The 16,528-nt window shown below is 63.3% G+C and carries 17 protein-coding genes; 5 read left to right on the top strand and 12 right to left on the bottom strand.

Annotated elements, in window-relative coordinates:
* Positions 1-6: 6 nt before the first annotated feature.
* Positions 7-504: a GNAT family N-acetyltransferase gene (locus BMX27_RS04135; protein ID WP_090158580.1), complete on the bottom strand. Its 498-nt coding sequence runs from the start codon at positions 502-504 to the stop codon at positions 7-9.
* Positions 505-578: 74 nt separating this feature from the next.
* Here BMX27_RS04135 and BMX27_RS04130 point away from each other — a divergent pair, with 74 nt between their 5' ends.
* On the top strand, positions 579-1,184 hold the full coding sequence (locus BMX27_RS04130) for a flavin reductase family protein (RefSeq protein ID WP_090158579.1): 606 nt from the start codon (positions 579-581) through the stop codon (positions 1,182-1,184).
* A gap of 19 nt (positions 1,185-1,203) precedes the next feature.
* Here the strand turns inward: BMX27_RS04130 and BMX27_RS04125 are convergent, their stop codons facing one another.
* Positions 1,204-2,826, bottom strand: a complete 1,623-nt coding sequence (locus BMX27_RS04125) for a SulP family inorganic anion transporter (RefSeq protein WP_090158578.1) — start codon at positions 2,824-2,826, stop codon at positions 1,204-1,206.
* Between the two features lie 134 nt (positions 2,827-2,960).
* On the opposite strand from BMX27_RS04125, the gene BMX27_RS04120 reads away from it, so the two are divergent.
* On the top strand, positions 2,961-3,839 hold the full coding sequence (locus BMX27_RS04120; protein ID WP_090158577.1) for an S-methyl-5'-thioadenosine phosphorylase: 879 nt from the start codon (positions 2,961-2,963) through the stop codon (positions 3,837-3,839).
* On the top strand, positions 3,836-4,366 hold the full coding sequence (locus BMX27_RS04115) for an adenine phosphoribosyltransferase (protein ID WP_090158576.1): 531 nt from the start codon (positions 3,836-3,838) through the stop codon (positions 4,364-4,366). Before BMX27_RS04120 ends, BMX27_RS04115 begins: the two co-directional genes overlap by 4 nt.
* 149 nt (positions 4,367-4,515) lie before the next feature.
* Here the strand turns inward: BMX27_RS04115 and BMX27_RS04110 are convergent, their stop codons facing one another.
* The 10 genes from BMX27_RS04110 to coxB all read right to left on the bottom strand — a co-directional run bounded on the left by BMX27_RS04110 (position 4,516) and on the right by coxB (position 13,498).
* A complete protein-coding gene (locus BMX27_RS04110; RefSeq protein ID WP_090158575.1) occupies positions 4,516-5,928 on the bottom strand; it encodes an FAD-binding oxidoreductase in 1,413 nt (470 codons plus the stop codon).
* Between the two features lie 29 nt (positions 5,929-5,957).
* Entirely contained in the window at positions 5,958-6,539 is a 582-nt protein-coding gene (locus BMX27_RS04105) for a GNAT family N-acetyltransferase (RefSeq protein WP_090158574.1), read from the bottom strand.
* 2 nt (positions 6,540-6,541) lie between these two features.
* The gene (locus BMX27_RS04100) at positions 6,542-7,804 is read right to left on the bottom strand and encodes a M16 family metallopeptidase (RefSeq protein WP_090158573.1); all 1,263 of its coding nucleotides are present in this window, start codon (positions 7,802-7,804) and stop codon (positions 6,542-6,544) included.
* A complete protein-coding gene (gene thrC, locus BMX27_RS04095; RefSeq protein WP_090158572.1) occupies positions 7,801-9,186 on the bottom strand; it encodes a threonine synthase in 1,386 nt (461 codons plus the stop codon). The genes BMX27_RS04100 and thrC overlap by 4 nt, the downstream gene beginning before the upstream one ends.
* Before the next feature lies 1 nt (position 9,187).
* On the bottom strand, positions 9,188-9,856 hold the full coding sequence (locus BMX27_RS04090) for an SURF1 family protein (RefSeq protein ID WP_090158748.1): 669 nt from the start codon (positions 9,854-9,856) through the stop codon (positions 9,188-9,190).
* 115 nt (positions 9,857-9,971) lie between these two features.
* Entirely contained in the window at positions 9,972-10,778 is an 807-nt protein-coding gene (locus BMX27_RS04085) for a cytochrome c oxidase subunit 3 (protein ID WP_090158571.1), read from the bottom strand.
* Positions 10,779-10,801: 23 nt separating this feature from the next.
* Positions 10,802-11,413 carry a cytochrome c oxidase assembly protein gene (locus BMX27_RS04080; protein WP_090158570.1) on the bottom strand — a complete coding sequence of 204 codons (612 nt, stop codon included), beginning with the start codon at positions 11,411-11,413 and terminating at the stop codon, positions 10,802-10,804.
* A complete protein-coding gene (locus BMX27_RS04075; protein WP_090158569.1) occupies positions 11,413-11,628 on the bottom strand; it encodes a hypothetical protein in 216 nt (71 codons plus the stop codon). Before BMX27_RS04075 ends, BMX27_RS04080 begins: the two co-directional genes overlap by 1 nt.
* Entirely contained in the window at positions 11,628-12,563 is a 936-nt protein-coding gene (cyoE, locus tag BMX27_RS04070; RefSeq protein WP_090158568.1) for a heme o synthase, read from the bottom strand. The genes BMX27_RS04075 and cyoE overlap by 1 nt, the downstream gene beginning before the upstream one ends.
* Before the next feature lie 104 nt (positions 12,564-12,667).
* The gene (coxB, locus tag BMX27_RS04065) at positions 12,668-13,498 is read right to left on the bottom strand and encodes a cytochrome c oxidase subunit II (RefSeq protein ID WP_090158567.1); all 831 of its coding nucleotides are present in this window, start codon (positions 13,496-13,498) and stop codon (positions 12,668-12,670) included.
* Between the two features lie 162 nt (positions 13,499-13,660).
* Here coxB and tldD point away from each other — a divergent pair, with 162 nt between their 5' ends.
* Positions 13,661-15,079, top strand: coding sequence for a metalloprotease TldD (gene tldD / locus BMX27_RS04060; RefSeq protein WP_090158566.1), 1,419 nt, complete (start codon positions 13,661-13,663; stop codon positions 15,077-15,079).
* A 70-nt stretch (positions 15,080-15,149) separates the two neighbouring features.
* The gene (gene dprA, locus BMX27_RS04055; RefSeq protein WP_177172639.1) at positions 15,150-16,340 is read left to right on the top strand and encodes a DNA-processing protein DprA; all 1,191 of its coding nucleotides are present in this window, start codon (positions 15,150-15,152) and stop codon (positions 16,338-16,340) included.
* Positions 16,341-16,528: the final 188 nt, after the last annotated feature.

Genomic DNA, 16,528 nt, shown 5'->3' with positions numbered 1-16,528 from the left:
CCGTGTTCATTTGCAATCTGTGGCCGGTGTCACGGACCCTGTCACGCCGTCCCAGCCACCGCGCCGCAATGCGATCCCCAAGACCCGGTCAGGGTTGGTGGGGGGCGGCATGGTCACATCGGTCAGGCGACGAAATCCGAAACGGCCGTAGTAGGGTTCGTCACCGACCAGCATCATGCGCGGATGACCCGCCTTGGCCGCGATTTCCAGACAGCGCCAGATCAGCAGGGCCGCGATGCCTTCGCCTTGGTGAGTGGGGTGCACGGCCACGGGGCCAAGCAGAACCGCAGGCTTGCCCCCCACGCAGACGGGCCAGTGACGGATCGCGCCCGCAACCTGACCATAGCCATCGCGGGCGACAAGGCACAATTGCGCCACGGGATCGACGCCATCCCGCAGGCGATAGGACGAAAGGGCTGTCCGACCGGGCGCAAAACAGAGGTCATAGAGGGCCTCGACCTCCCAGTGGTCGTCGGGCCGCTCTTGTGCGGTGGTGATATCCATGCTGTTCGTCTTCTGCTCTGGTCGTGCCTTGTGGGTAGGCTAAACTTGTATCGACCCATAGGAAAGAGACCGCCATGTTCTATCGCCCCAAAGACGGCCACGACCTGCCGCACAACCCGTTCAACGCGCTGGTGACACCGCGCCCCATCGGATGGATTTCGACACGCGGCGCGGACGGGCGGGACAATCTGGCCCCCTATTCGTTTTTCAACGCCGTCGCCTATACGCCGCCGCAGGTGATGTTCGCGTCACTGGGCGCAAAACCCGACCGTCCGGGGACCAAGGATTCGCTGGCCAATATCAACGACACCGGCGTGTTTGCCTGCAACGTGGTGTCCTTCGACCTCAAGGAGCAGATGAATCACAGTTCCGGCGGCTGGCGCGCGGATGTCGACGAATTTGAACTGACGGGTCTGGAAAAGGGCCAGTGCACCACAATCGACTGTCCCTTTGTCGCCGCAGCCCCCGCCGTGCTGGAATGCGAACTGCGCCAGATCATCAAACTGGAAGGTGCCGCCAACTATGCCGTGTTCGGCGAGGTGGTGGGCATCCACATCGATGATCGGTTCATCAAGGACGGCATGTTCGACGTCACCGCCGTGAAGCCGGTCAGCCGATTGGGTTATCGCGATTTTTCGGTGGTGGAAAACGTGTTCGAGATGGGCCGTCCCGGCGAATGACCGGCACGGCGGGCGCGGGTCAGTGGCCCGCGCCGAAAATGCCCGTGCGCACCGAATAATCGACGGCAAGCGCGTAATCGGGGTCATCGTCACTATCGACCATCAGGTGACCCGCCTTTGACAGCAGGCGATGGCAGTCGCGGCTGAGGTGGCGCAGCTGGATATGCTTGCCTGCCGCGTTGTATTTCGCGGCGACAGCCTCGATCGCTTGCAAGGCCGACTGGTCCACCACGCGGCTGTTTTCGAAATCGACAATCACCAAGCCGGGGTCCTCTTCTGGTTTAAAGAGTTCGGAGAATCCTTCGGCAGAGCCAAAGAACAGCGGCCCCTGGATCTGGTAGACCTTGGCCCCTTCGGGTGTGGTGTAGGTGCTGGCGTAGATGCGGCTGGCGTTGCCCCAGGCATAGACCAAGGCCGACACGACCACACCGACCAGAACGGCGGTGGCGAGGTCGGTCATGACCGTCACGACGGTCACCAGCACGATGACGAAGGCGTCGGATTTGGGCACCTTGCGCATGATGGTAAAGCTGTTCCAGGCAAAGGTTCCGATCACCACCATGAACATCACGCCCACGAGTGCCGCCAGCGGGATCTGCGCGATCAGACCGGATGCGAACAGGATGAACGCCAGCAAAAACAGGGCTGCGGCGATCCCGGCGACGCGGGTCCGACCGCCCGATTTCACGTTGATCATTGACTGACCGATCATTGCGCAGCCGCCCATGCCACCAAAGAACCCGGTGATCGTGTTGGCCGCACCCTGCGCGATGCATTCCTGTGAGGCACCACCACGCTGGTTGGTCATTTCACCGACCAGATTCAGTGTCAGCAGGCTCTCGATCAGGCCGATGGCGGCGAGGATCAGCGCGTACGGCAGGATGATCTGAAGCGTCTCGAGTGTCAGCGGAACCTGCGGAATATGGAACGGCGGCAGGCCGCCCTCGATGGATGCAAGGTCGCCGACCACGGGTGTATCCACACCGAACAGGATCACGATGGCCGCGACGATCCCGATCCCGGCCAGCGGGGCGGGGACAAAACTGGTGATCTTGGGCATGAGCCAGATGATCGCCATGGTCAGGAACGTCAGGACCAGCATGATGATCAACGGCAAGCCAGACAGCCATTCGCCACCCGACATGCCATGTCCGGTCGCGACGGCGGTGCCGGGCACCTGAAATTGCGACAGCTGCGCCATGAAAATCACTATGGCCAGCCCGTTCACAAAGCCCAGCATGACCGGGTGTGGCACAAGCCGGATGAATTTGCCCCAGCGCATGATACCGACGACCAACTGGATCAGCCCCATCAAAACCACAGTGGCAAAGAGGTATTCGATGCCGTGCACCGCAACTAGGCTGACCATGACCACGGCCAGCGCACCCGTCGCCCCGGAAATCATCCCCGGACGCCCACCGATCAGTGCGGTCACGAGGCCGACGATGAACGCGGCATAAAGGCCCACCAGCGGCGGCACGCCCGCGACAAAGGCAAAAGCGACCGCCTCTGGCACGAGGGCGAGGGCCACCGTGAGGCCTGACAGAACCTCGATCCGCAGCCGACCGGCAGTCAGCGGGGCGCTGGGATCGGTCAGGGCGATGGAATCGGCGAAATTCGCCAAGAGCGCGCGGCGGGCCATAGGAAAACCTGTCTTTGAAATCTGTTGTGCCGCCCCTACGACACGGGGCCGCGATTGTCACCCCCGACGGGCTTAGTGGTTGCGCGGCACGGGCGCAGTGGTCACAACGGGACGGGCACAACGCAGGGGACGACATGCGCGGCAGGTTAGGTATTATCGGCGGATCGGGGTTGTATGACATCCCCGGCCTTGCGGACGCCGCGTGGCAGGACGTCGATAGCCCCTTTGGTGTGCCCTCGGACGCAATCCTGACCGGCACGCTGGGCGATCAGCCGCTGGCGTTCCTGCCGCGTCATGGGCGTGGGCATGTGCATACGCCGACGTCCGTCCCTTACCGCGCGAACATCGACGCGCTGAAACGGCTGGGCTGCACCCACGTGGTCAGCCTGTCGGCCTGCGGATCGTTCCGGGCGGACATGCCGCCGGGTGATTTCGTGGTGGTCGATCAGTTCATCGATCGGACGTTTGCGCGGGACAAGTCATTCTTTGGCCCCGGCTGTGTGGGGCACGTCAGCGTGGCCCACCCGGTATGCGACGCACTGTCGGCGGCCTGTGTGACGGCGGCCCGCAGTGTGGGCATCAATGTCCACGCGGGTGGCACATACCTCGCGATGGAAGGTCCGCAGTTTTCCACCCGTGCGGAAAGTGTGATGTACCGTGACGTCTGGGGGGCCGACGTGATCGGCATGACCAACATGCCAGAGGCCAAGCTCGCCCGCGAGGCAGAGCTGCATTATGCCTCGGTTGCGATGATCACCGATTTCGACAGCTGGCACCCCGACCACGGGTCGGTGGACGTATCGGATGTGATCGCAACCCTGCAGGGCAACGGCACCAAGGCCCGTGATCTGGTCGTGGCGCTGGCCGCGGATCTGCCAACAGGCTGCGCCGCGGGCTGTGATACTGCGTTGACCCATGCCATCATGACCGCGCCCGACCGGCGCGACCCCGATCTGATTGCAAAACTGGATGCGGTCGCTGGCCGTGTGCTGACCCCAAAGGACAAGACATGAAAACCGTCGAAGACTATATCCGCACGATCCCCGATTTCCCGCACGAAGGCATCATGTTCCGCGACGTGACGACCCTGTTTGCGGACCCGCGCGGGTTCCGCATCGCGATCGACCAGTTGCTGCACCCCTATGCGGGCATGCAGATCGACAAGGTCGTGGGACTGGAGGCGCGCGGTTTCATTCTGGGCGGGGCCATCGCGCACCAGCTGTCCAAGGGGTTCGTGCCGATCCGCAAAAAGGGCAAGCTGCCCGCGCGGACCATCGAACAGGCCTATACGCTGGAATACGGCGAGGCGGTCGTCGAAATTCACGATGACGCGTTGCAGCCGGGTGAACGCGTGTTGATCGTGGACGATCTGTTGGCGACAGGCGGCACCGCCGAGGCCGGGATCAAGCTGTGCGAAAAGCTGGGTGCAGAGGTCGTTGGCTGTGCGTTCATCATCGACCTGCCCGACCTGGGCGGACGGGCCAAGTTGGAAGGCATGAACATGGATGTCCATGCGCTGTGTGCCTACGCAGGCGAATAGGCCAAAAAGCAAGACGCCCCCGCTGCGCTGACTTTGCCAGTTTGGCCCGTTCGAGGCCCGCAGCGGGGTCATTGCACCCACACGTGCAGCGGATTTACCGCTGTGACGTGTTTGAACGATTCGGGTGAACGAATGGTTAAGCCGAAAGGCTAGGCCTGCCGCAGCACGGCTCCGGGGTTCATGATGCCATGCGGGTCCAGCGCATCCTTGATCGCGCGCATCATCGCCAGCTTGGCAGGATCGCTGTAGGTTTCCAGATCACCCACCTTGAGCCTGCCGACACCGTGTTCGGCGCTGACTGACCCGCCAAAGGCATGGGCCAGATCGTGCACCGCCTTTTTCACGGCGGGGCGTTCGGCCTCGTAATCGGCGCGGTTGCGGCCGGGCATGGGAAAGACGTTGTAGTGCAGGTTGCCGTCGCCAAGGTGCCCAAAACAATTGATCCGGAAATGCCCGATTTCGGCCAGCACCGGTGCGCCCCGTGCGATGAATTCAGGCACCGCGCTGAGCGGGACAGAGATGTCATGCGAACTGATCGACCCGATGCGGCGGTTCGCCTCGGGGATGCTTTCGCGGATTTTCCAGAACGCGGCGCGGTCGGCCATGGATTGCGCGATGACGCCGTCGATGACCAGATCGGCGGCGACGGCCTCGGTGAACAGATCCTCCAGCGCCGTGTCCGGCGACAGGCCCGCGGGCAAGCCCACGTCGATCAGCACCATCCAGTCGGGCGTTTCGGCAAAGGGCGGTTTCACATCCGGCCCGACCTCGGCCAGGAAATCGAGGCCCTGACGGTGGATGATTTCAAACGCAGAGATACCATCGCCCAACCGCCCCTGCGCGATGCCAAGCAGATCGAGGGCGGCCTGCGGCGAAGGCACGGCCATCATTGCCGCACCGATGCGCACGGGCTGCGGCACCAGCCGCAAAGCCGCGGCAGTGATGATGCCCAGCGTGCCTTCGGCACCGATGAACAGATCGCGCAGGTCGTATCCGGTGTTGTCCTTGCGCAGGCGCGTCAGTCCGTGCCAGATCGTGCCGTCGGGGCGCACCACCTCGAGCCCCAGACATTGTGCGCGGGCGTTGCCATAGCGCAGGACATTCACACCGCCTGCATTCGTGGACAGCAAACCGCCGATGCGCGCCGATCCTTCGGAGGCCAGCGACAGCGGGAAATGGCGGCCCAGGCGTTCCGCCTCGGCCTGCACGTCGGCAAGGATGGCACCCGCCTCGACCACCAGTACGTTCTCGGACGGGAACCGGTCACGGATGGCGGTCATGCGTTCAAGCGACAGCACCAGCGGCACGGCCCCCTTGCCCATCAACTGTCCGCCGACCAGACCCGTCCCGCCGCCGTAGGGCACGACCGCGATGCGGTGGTCATTGCAATAGGCAAGGATGCTGGACACCGCGTCGGTGGTGCCGGGGGCAACGACGGTGCCAGCCCCCTGCCAGCGGCCGCGCGGTTCGGTCAGGTAGCTGTCTGTCGCATCCTTGAACGTGCCGTCCGGCAGGGCCGCGCGCAGGTCCGCGAGGTTGGCATCAGTGGCTGGTGTAAACATGTCTTGCCCCATTTATCGGGCCGGACCGCCTAGCCGGCGTCCGTCTTGCCCCGTCGGTCGTGTCGCAGGTTGGCGTAGAGCACATGGTTGCGCCAACGCCCGTCGATCTGCAGATAGCTTTGCGCCACCCCTTCGTATTTGTAGCCCGTTTGTTCCAGAAGGCGACGCGACGCGGTGTTTTCGGGCAGGCAACCTGCCTCGATCCGGCTGAGGTCGAGTTTCGTAAAGGCGTAGTGCACCACGGCCTCGATCGCCTCGCGCATGTAGCCCTGACGCGCGAAAGGCGCGCCGATCCAGTAGCCTGTGGTCCCTGCCTGCGCAGGGCCGCGCCGGATGTTGTCCAGCGTGATCGCACCCAGCAGTGTGTTGTCGTCACGGCGGATCAGGAACAGCGGAACAGCGGTGCCCTGCGTGATCGACCGCTGGGACCAATAGACGCGGTTGGTGAAACTCTTGCGGCTGAAATGGTCAGCCGCCCACGTCGGTTCCCATTTCTGCAGGAAATCTGCGCTGTCACGCCGCAGGGCAGCCCAGGCGCGAAAATCGGCGTGGACGGGCGCGCGCAGCGTCAGCCGTTCCGTTTCCAGACGCACCTTGCGCGCGCGCAGCACCGTCAGGCCGCAATCTGCGCCCGCAGCGCATCCAGCGTGGGGGCGTCGTTGGACGGACCATAAAGGGTCAGCGCGGCCCCGGACTGCAGCGTGCGTTCGGCGAATTTGCGCACGTCACCCGTGGTCACGGCGTCGATGCGTTCGATGGTTTCCGACAGGGGCGGGATACGGTCCCAGATTGCCAGTACACGGGCCAGACGTTCGACACGGTTCGACGGGCTTTCAAGCCCCATCAACAGCCCTGCCTTCATCTGGGCGCGGGCGCGGGCGACCTCGGCTGCGGACAGATCCTCCACGGCGCGTTTCATCTCGTCAATCGTCACGGTGGCCAGCTGGGCGATCTCGGCGGCACTGGTGCCTGCGTAGATCGTGGTCATGCCGGTATCCTCGTAGGCACCGGCCTGGGCAAAGATGGTGTAGCACAGCCCGCGGTTTTCGCGGATTTCCTGAAACAGGCGGGACGACATGCCGCCGCCCATCGCGCTGGCGTAGATCTGCGCGGTATAAATTTCCGGGTCGCGGTAGTCCGGCCCCTCGAATCCAAGTGCGAAATGAACCTGTTCCAGCGATTTGGTTTCGCGGCGTTCGCCCCCGGCAAAGCGGGCGGGCTCGATCAGTCCGGCGCGGGGTGCGGGCGGCAGGTGGCCGAACAGGCGTTCAGCCTCGGCCACGATGGCGTCGTGGTCCACCGCACCGGCGGCCGCGAGGATCATCTGGTTCGGACCGTAGTGCTGACCGACAAAGCCCGTCAGATCGTCACGCGTGAACTGCGCAACACGTTCCTCTGGTCCCAGAATGGTGCGACCAAGGGCCTGGCCGGGATACGCCGTTTCCTGCAACCAGTCGAAAATGATGTCGTCCGGCGTGTCCAGCGCCTGCCCGATCTCTTGCAGGATCACACCGCGCTCGACCTCGATCTCGCGGTCCTCGAACAGGGGATTCAGCAGGATGTCGGAAATCACGTCAATGCCGAGACCCACGTCAGCCTCGAGCACGCGGGCGTAATAGGCCGTCGTCTCGCGGCTGGTGTAGGCGTTGATATAGCCGCCCACGTCCTCGATCGCCTCGGCAATTTGCAGGCTGCTGCGCCGTTTCGTGCCCTTGAACGCCATGTGTTCCAGAAAATGCGCAATGCCGTTCTGGGATGCCGTTTCGTGCCGTCCGCCCGCGTTCACCCAGATCCCGACAGAGGCCGAGGCCAGTCCGGGCATGTGTTCGGTGACGACGCGAAGGCCGTTGGACAGCGTGTGCAGCTCGATGGTCAAGTGGCGATCCGATCCTTGATGATTTTCTGGATGGCGGGCAAATCGTGTGCGGCCCGTGTGATCCGTTCGTCGCGGTCATACAGGTCGGCCATGCGCGGGGGCAAGGGGGGGTGGATGCCTGTGGCGCGTTCCACCGCTGCCGGGAATTTCGCCGGGTGCGCCGTCGCCAGCGTCACCATGGGCGTGGTGCCCAGATGCGCCTCGGCCACCTGGGTGCCCACTGCGGTATGCGGGCACAGCAATTCACCGTGGTCGCGCACATAGGCGGTGATGGCGTCCGATGTTTCCTGTTCGGAGGCCCGGCCGGATTTGTAGGTTTCACGCAGCGCGTCGATGGCCCCCTGGGACACAGTAAACCCGCCCCGTTTCAGGTCATCCATCTGGCCTGCGACGGCTGCGCCATCCTGCCCGTAGGCGTAGAACAGCGCGCGCTCAAAGTTGGACGAGACCTGAATGTCCATCGAAGGGCTGATCGTCGGGGTGACCGTCCCCTTGGTATAGGCACCGGTTTCCAGCGTACGGTGCAGGATGTCGTTGGTGTTGGTGGCGACGACCAGATCACGGATCGGCAGGCCCATCTGTTTGGCGATAAAGCCCGCAAAGACATCGCCGAAATTGCCCGTCGGTACGGTAAAGCTGACCTCGCGCAGGGGTGCGCCCAAGGAGACAGCAGAGGAGAAGTAATAGACCACCTGCGCCAGAACACGGCCCCAGTTGATGCTGTTCACACCGGCAAGGCGCACGTCTTCGCGGAACTGAAAGTCGTTGAACATGTCCTTGACCATGGCCTGACAGTCATCGAAATCGCCGTCCACCGCGATGGCGTGGACGTTGGATTCGGTGGGGGTCGTCATCTGGCGGCGCTGCACCTCTGACACCCGGCCATGCGGATAGAGGATGAACACGTCGACGGCATCCAAGCCGCGAAACGCCTCGATCGCAGCGGACCCGGTGTCGCCTGACGTCGCCCCCACGATGGTCACGCGGTCGCCGGACCGGGTCAGGGCGGCCTCGAACATCTGGCCGATCAGCTGCATGGCGAAATCCTTGAACGCCAGAGTCGGGCCGTGGAACAGTTCCAGCAGGAAATGATTGGGGGCCAGTTGCACCAGTGGCGCGCGGGCCGCGTGGCCGAAACCGGCGTAGGCCTGCCCGATCAAGTCGCGGAACTGGTCGTCGCTGAAGGTATCACCGATGAACGGACGCATCACGGTATAGGCGATTTCTTCGTAGCTCTGACCCGCCATGGCGGCGATCTGATCGGTCGACAGCGTCGGGATGGATTCGGGCACATACAGACCGCCGTCGCGGGCCAACCCGGTCAGCATCGCCTGTTCAAACGTCAGGACAGGAGCCTGCCCACGGGTGGAAATATAGCGCATGTCAGTGCTCCTTGGGTCGCAGCGTGCGGAAAATGAAAAGGCCCGACATGGCCAGCCAGCCGAGGGCCAGCAAAAACCACGTCACCGCATAGGACAGGTGGTCGTTCGGGATGCCACTGGTGCCGACGGGCATGGGGACGGTCGGGCTGCCCGGCTGGATGTCGCGGGCCACGATGAAAAACGGTTCTGTCCCGAGGGTGGCGGACATGGCGTCCGCATCGCGGGCAAACCACAGGCCAGTGGGTTCGGGATCCGGGGTAAAACCGTCAACCTCGTCCGGCCACAACAGGTTGCCGGTGACGGTGATTTCGCCCGCGGGCAGCGCGATGTCCCGGTCGCCAAAACCAACGAAACCAAGGTCCAGCAGCACGCGCCGCCCGTCCGTTTCGAAGGCACTGACGGTGCGGTAGCCTGCGCCGTTTTCCTCGGTGCTGACGAGGACGTGCAGAACGTCGCCGGTCAGGGTGCCGGTCGCTGTCACGGGCAGATAGCGGTCGGCGGCCGGATCAGGGGTGGCAGGGATAGCAACAGGCGGCGCCGCGATTTCCGTTTCGATCTGCGCGAGGATTGCGGTTTTCCATTGCAGACGCTGGATCTGCCAGACGCCAAGGCTGATCAGGATGGCCGTCCCGGACAGGGCCAGCAGGATCGGAAAGATCAGTTTGCGCACGCGGATCACCAGTTGTTGCAGTCGCGCAGCCTTAGCCTGTTTGACCGGAGGGGTGAAGGGTCTGACGCAAAAGGGCGACCCGAGGGCCGCCCTTGCGTCGTCAAGATACAGAGTGTCAGCCGCCCCAGACGTAGACGGCGGCAAAGAGGAACAGCCAGACCACGTCGACAAAGTGCCAGTACCAGGCAGCAGCCTCGAAGCCTACGTGCTTTTCGGCGGTAAAGTGGCCCTTGTAGACGCGGATCAGGCAGACAGCTAGGAAGATCGTGCCGATGATGACGTGCGCACCGTGGAAACCCGTCGCCATGAAGAAGTTCGCGCCATAGACGTTGCCGGCGAGGCCGAATGCGGCGTGGCTGTACTCGTAGGCTTGGAAGAAGGTAAAGATCACACCCAGCACGACGGCGAGGATCAGACCGTATTTCACGTCCTCGCGGTTGTCCTCGTGGACCAGCGCGTGGTGCGCCCATGTCGCGGCAGCGCCCGAACACAGCAGGATCAGCGTGTTGATCAGCGGCAGATGCCAGGGATCGAATGTTTCAATTCCCACCGGCGGCCAGACACCGTCAACGGCGGGGCTGTCAGGGCCCATCGGGTACATGGCGTTCTTGAAGAACGACCAGAACCACGCGGCAAAGAACATGACTTCGGACATGATGAACATGATGAAGCCGTAGCGCAGACCGATGCGGACAACAGGGGTGTGATCGCCAACAAGGCTTTCCTTGATGACGTCGCCCCACCAGCCCCACATGACGTAGAGCACGATCGCCAGACCGACGAGGAACATCCAGGGGCCACCGCCCTGTTTCGGCATCCAAAGGACAGCGCCGAACAGCATGATGAACGCGCCGACCGCACCGAGGAACGGCCAGACGGAGGGCGGAAGAATGTGATAGTCGTGGTCTTTTTCGTGGGCCATTTGAGCGTTCCCTGCGGCTGTCGTTAGTCGTTGTCTATGGCGGTGACCGACGGTGTGGTCAAGCTTTGAGGATCAATCGCGGCCTGTTCGATCGGCTCGAAATCCTCGATTTCATAAAAGGTATAGCCCAGCGTGATGGTGTGCACGAATTTCGCGTCGCGATCGTTCACGATGGCCGGGTCCACAAAGAAGCTGACGGGCATCAGGACCGTTTCACCCGGTTGCAGCACTTGTTCGGTGAAACAAAAGCATTCGATCTTGTCGAAAAAGCCGCCTGCCTCGTAGGGGGTGACGTTATAGGCGGCCTGCCCGGCCACGGGCCGGTCGGTCGGGTTGTGCGCCTCGTAAAAGGCCAGACCGGTTTCGCCGATGCGCAGGGTCATTTCGCGTTCGACAGGTTTGAACGTCCAAGGCATGTCGCGGTCAAGGCTGGAATCGAACCGCACGGTGATCGTCTGGTCGAGAATCATGTCGGACCCGGCCTCGGCGACGTTGGTGGCCCCGCCAAAGCCCGTGACCCGACAGAACCAGTCGTAGAACGGCACCGATGCCCATGCCAGACCGCCCATCAGCACCACGACGCTGACCAGTTGTGCAACGGTCCGGTTCGGTCCCTGAAGTTTCGGAAATAGCATCAGTTGGTCCCTCCTGTTTCGACCTCATCTTGAGGGATAATCTGGGGACGCGCCACGTGGTCAAATGTCTCAAACTTGCGGGCGTCGCCCAGTTGCAGGACCTTGGTGATGGTCAGACCAAAGACAATGGCCAGAAACCCGATCAAAAGCAGGCCCACGCCAGTGTTGCGACCGCGGCGGCGGTTATGCAGTTCATGTTCGACACGTAAAGCCATTACAGCCCTCCTGACCGCAGCGCGGCCTCAATCAAAAGCGCACCAAAATGCGCAAACAGGTAGTAGAGCGAGACCTTGAAGGTCTGGATCTCGACCTTGTACTTGTCGGCCTCGGCCTGCGCCTCGTCTCGGTGCCAGATGTCGTAGCAGCCCTTGAGGAACCAGGCGTTGAAGAAGACGGCGACCGTCAGGTAGACCCAGCCGCCGATGGACGTGAAGCCAAGCCCGATGGCCACGGCGACCAGCGGCAGGCAATAGGCCAGCACATGGTTGCGTGTGCTGCGGCGACCGTGGGTTTCGGTCAGCATGGGCACGCCCGCATCCCCGTAGTCGGTTTTCACGAACAGGGCGAGCGCCCAGAAATGCGGCGGCGTCCACATAAAGATCAGCGCGAACATCAGAATTGACTCGATCCCGACACCGCCTGTCGCCACAGCCCAGCCGATCATCGGAGGAAAGGACCCCGCGGCCCCGCCGATCACGATGTTCTGCGGCGTCGCGCGTTTCAGCCACATCGAATAGACGACCGCGTAGAAAAAGATCGTGAACGCAAGCAGCCCTGCCGCTACGAAATTGGTCGCGAGTGCCAGAAGCACGATGGAAAATCCCGACAGCGCCATGCCGATGCCCAGCGCCTCGCCCGGCTTTACCCGGCCATCGGGGATGGGACGCTTGGCCGTGCGGCGCATGCGTGCGTCGATATCGGCATCCCACCACATGTTCAGCGCGCCGGACGCCCCTGCCCCGACAGCAATGCACAGGATCGCGACGAAACCGATGAACGGATGCACGCCGACGGGTGCCACGATCAGACCGACCAGCGCGGTAAAGACTACCAGCGACATGACACGCGGTTTGAGCAGGGCGAAATAATCGCCCATCTGCGCCTCGTACTCGGTTTCTGCGACTGTTTCGTGCAGGCTCATGTCGGACATGGTCGTGCCTTCCAATCATTCATCAAAGAGCGGCCCTGCCAGCGGGGGCAAGGCCGTTCAGATCTTGCGGTATGTGCCGTCGCGGGGCTGGCCCGCGCGTCGGATCAGGCGGGGTTCTGGACCTTGGCCTCTTCCAGCCAGTCGGCGTAGGCCTCTTCACTCACGACCTTGACGGTAATGGGCATGAAGGCGTGGTCCTTGCCGCAAAGCTCGGAACACTGGCCGAAATACACGCCTTCTTCTTCGGCGGCGAACCACAGTTGCGCGAGGCGACCCGGCACGGTGTCCTGCTTGACCCCGAATGCGGGGATGGTCCACGAGTGGATCACGTCAGCACCCGTCAGCTGCATCACGATGGTTGCACCCACGGGAATCACGACCGGCTGGTCGGTGGCGAGGCGATACAGGCTTTCGTCATAGCCGTAGTCGGCCAGTTCGTCCTCGGCCAGCATGAAGGATTCAAAGGACACGCCGTCATCGACGTATTCGTAGCCCCAGTACCACTGGTAGCCCGTCACCTTGATCGTGATGTCGCCCTCGGGGATTTCCTGCTGGTTGAACAGGACCGGCAGGCTGAATGCACCGATAAAGACCAGAATCACGATCGGCACGACAGTCCATGCGATTTCCAGCGGGCTGTTGTGGGTGAACCGTGCGGGTGTCGGGTTGGACTTGTGATTGTACTTGATCGCGACCCAGGCAAGCAGACCCGTGACGAACAGGGTGATGACGGTAATGATGACCAACAGCAGGTTGTCCAGCCAGTGCACGTCACGCGCGATGGATGTCGCAGCCGCCTGAAAGCCCATACCCCCTTGTTCGGGTGCGCCGATCACCGGCAGATCCTGGCTGACATCCTGTGCCGTAGCCATGCTGCCGGCCATCATCAGACCCAGTGTGGCCCATCCGGTTTTGGCGACGTTGCTCAAACCCATTTTCGCTTCCCTTCGTTGTCCGCGCCCTGCGCGATCCGATCCGTGGCGAGACGGAATCCCGTTGTAACTTTGGCACCGTGTCCCATATCTTGACGGACAACTCAAGAACCCAGCTTGCGGCAATCGGACGCCCATCCGACCGCGCCCCTACCGGAGAGCCCGATGTCAGACGCCCCATTCCGCCCGTTCGAGACACATCTGGACCGGGACACGGCGCTTTCTCATCTGCAAGAGGCGGTCCGGGGGGCCGATGACGGAGAACTGTTCATCGAACGCCGCCGGTCCGAGAGTCTGGTGCTGGATGATGGTCATGTGAAAACCGCCAGCTTTGATGCTGCCGAAGGGTTCGGACTGCGCGCCGTGCGCGGCGAAACCGCAGGTTACGCGCATTCCACGACCATCGACGAACACGCGCTGGGGCGTGCCGTGTCAACGGCGCGGCTGGCCGTGGGTGACGGTGGCGGCACGCTTGCCGCCGGACCAAAGGGCACGAACGAGCGGTTGTACAGTGATGTCGATCCGGTCAGCGAGGCGACGTTTCCCGCGAAAATCGACCTGCTGCGCGAAATCGACGCCTTTTGTCGCGATCTGGACCCGCGCGTCGTTCAGGCGACCGTCTCTCTCGGGGCGTCGTTGCAAGAGGTCGCGATCCTGCGCCCCGACGGCGTGCTGGTCACCGACACCCGCCCGATGAGCCGGATCAACATCGGCGTCATCGTCGAACAGGACGGACGACGGGAATCGGGTGGCATGGGCGGCGGCGGTCGCGCATCGCTGCTGGGCCTGATCGACCGGGACCATTGGCAGGGCATTGCCCGCGAGGCGCTGCGCATCGCGTTGATCAACCTTCAGGCGGAACCGGCCCCCGCTGGCGTGTTGGACGTGGTCTTGGGACCGGGTTGGCCCGGCATCCTGCTGCACGAGGCGATCGGTCACGGGCTGGAGGGTGACTTCAACCGCAAGGGGTCTAGTGCCTTTGCCGGATTGATGGGCCAGCAGATCGCGGCCAAGGGCGTGACCGTGCTGGACGACGGCACGATACCCGACCGCCGCGGGTCGATCACCGTCGATGACGAAGGCACGCCCAGCGCCAAGAATGTGCTGATCGAGGACGGTGTGCTGGTCGGCTACATGCAGGACCGCCAGAACGCGCGCCTGATGGGTGTGGAACCGACCGGCAACGGTCGCCGCGAAAGCTATGCCCACGCGCCAATGCCGCGCATGACGAATACCTATATGCTTGCGGGTAATGCCGACCCTCAAGACATGGTGCGCGACCTCAAGGACGGGATTTATGCCGTGGGTTTCGGTGGCGGGCAGGTCGATATCACCAACGGCAAGTTCGTGTTTTCCTGCACCGAGGCCTACCGAGTCAGAGACGGGCGGATCGGCGCGCCGGTCAAAGGTGCCACGCTGATCGGTGACGGCGCGACAGCGCTGAAACAGATCCGCGCGATCGGCAATGATCTGGCACTGGACCCCGGAATCGGGAATTGCGGCAAGGCCGGACAGTGGGTCCCCGTGGGCGTGGGCCAGCCCAGCCTGATGATCGGCGGCTTGACCGTCGGCGGGTCCGCCTAAAATCCGTCAGCCGTTCATCTGCGGTTAAGAGTTCGATTCTAGCCTGTGTCTTGCAGCAGACGAGGCACGCATGACTTTGGCCGACACCCCGCAGACACCTTGCATCCCCCCGTCGGATGGCGACCTGTTTGACCGGCTTCGTCTGTTGCGATCCCGCAGGGTGGGACCCGCGACCTATCACCGACTGATGGCGGAACACGGCACCGCCGCTGACGCGCTGCTGGCGCTGCCTGATCTGGCGCAGGCCGCAGGCGTGTCTGATTACCGGATCTGCCCTGCTGCCGTCATCAGCGCAGAATTGCGCGCGGCCCGGGCGGCAGGTGCGCGGTTGATTGCGACGGACGATCCCGACTATCCGGCGGCGCTCGCCGATATGGCGGATGCACCGCCGCTGCTGTGGACGCTGGGAAATCCGGCCCTGCTGGCGCGCCCGATGATCGCCTTGGTGGGTGCCCGGAATGCGTCGTCACTGGGCACGCGCATGGCCCGCAAACTGGCTGCCGACCTGACCGAGGCAGGCTATGTGGTGGTGTCGGGCCTGGCTCGCGGGGTCGATGCGGCAGCGCATCTGGCCGCGCTGGATGGCGGAACCGTTGCGGTGCAGGCGGGCGGTGTCGATGTGATCTATCCGTCAGAAAACGCGGAACTGGCGCATGCCATTGCCGACCGTGGGCTGCGACTGTCCGAAATGCCGATGGGTCTGCAACCGCAGGCACGGCATTTTCCAGCCCGTAACCGGATCATCGCCGGGCTGTCCCGCGCGGTTGTCGTGGTCGAAGCCGCGGCAAAATCGGGCAGCCTGATCACGGCACGCAATGCGCTGGACCAGCACCGCGACGTGCTGGCGGTGCCAGGGCATCCCCTTGATGCGCGGGCAGCGGGCTGTAACATGCTGATCCGCGACGGTGCCACTCTGGTGCGTTCAGTTCACGATATCCTGGAGGCGCTGGGTCCAGTTGCGGCACCTGCGCCATTGCGCGCCCTGGCGGACAACGCGAACGGACCGTCCGCAATCCCGACAGACAGCCGTTGCGAAGTGATGACGCATGTCCCCACCGCACCGCCGGCCCGCGATCTGGCCAGTGCTGCACGGCTGCACGAACAGATCCTCGCGCGGCTGGGCCCGTCGCCCATGGCCGAGGATCAACTGATCCGCGATCTGTCAGCCAAACCGATGCAGGTTGCACCCGCGTTGGTCGATCTGGAACTGGACGGCAAGATCATGCGTCAACCCGGCGGTCTGCTGTCGCGTATCGCCTGACCGAACGCCTGCCGCAGCCCGTTCGCCATGACCAACCGCCGGGGTGCGCGATGACGAATCGCGGCACGGCGTGCACCACCGATCATGGATCAAACGTCAAAAACATCGTGATCACGCGCCCCGTGCGATATCGACAAGCTGCATTGACATCCTTTGATCAACCGCCACATGTTGCGCGGTCATAGCCA

The organism is Loktanella sp. DSM 29012 (assembly GCF_900110705.1).
Classification (GTDB): Bacteria; Pseudomonadota; Alphaproteobacteria; order Rhodobacterales; family Rhodobacteraceae; genus Loktanella; species Loktanella gaetbuli.
This window is presented reverse-complemented; position numbering and strand designations above follow the sequence as displayed.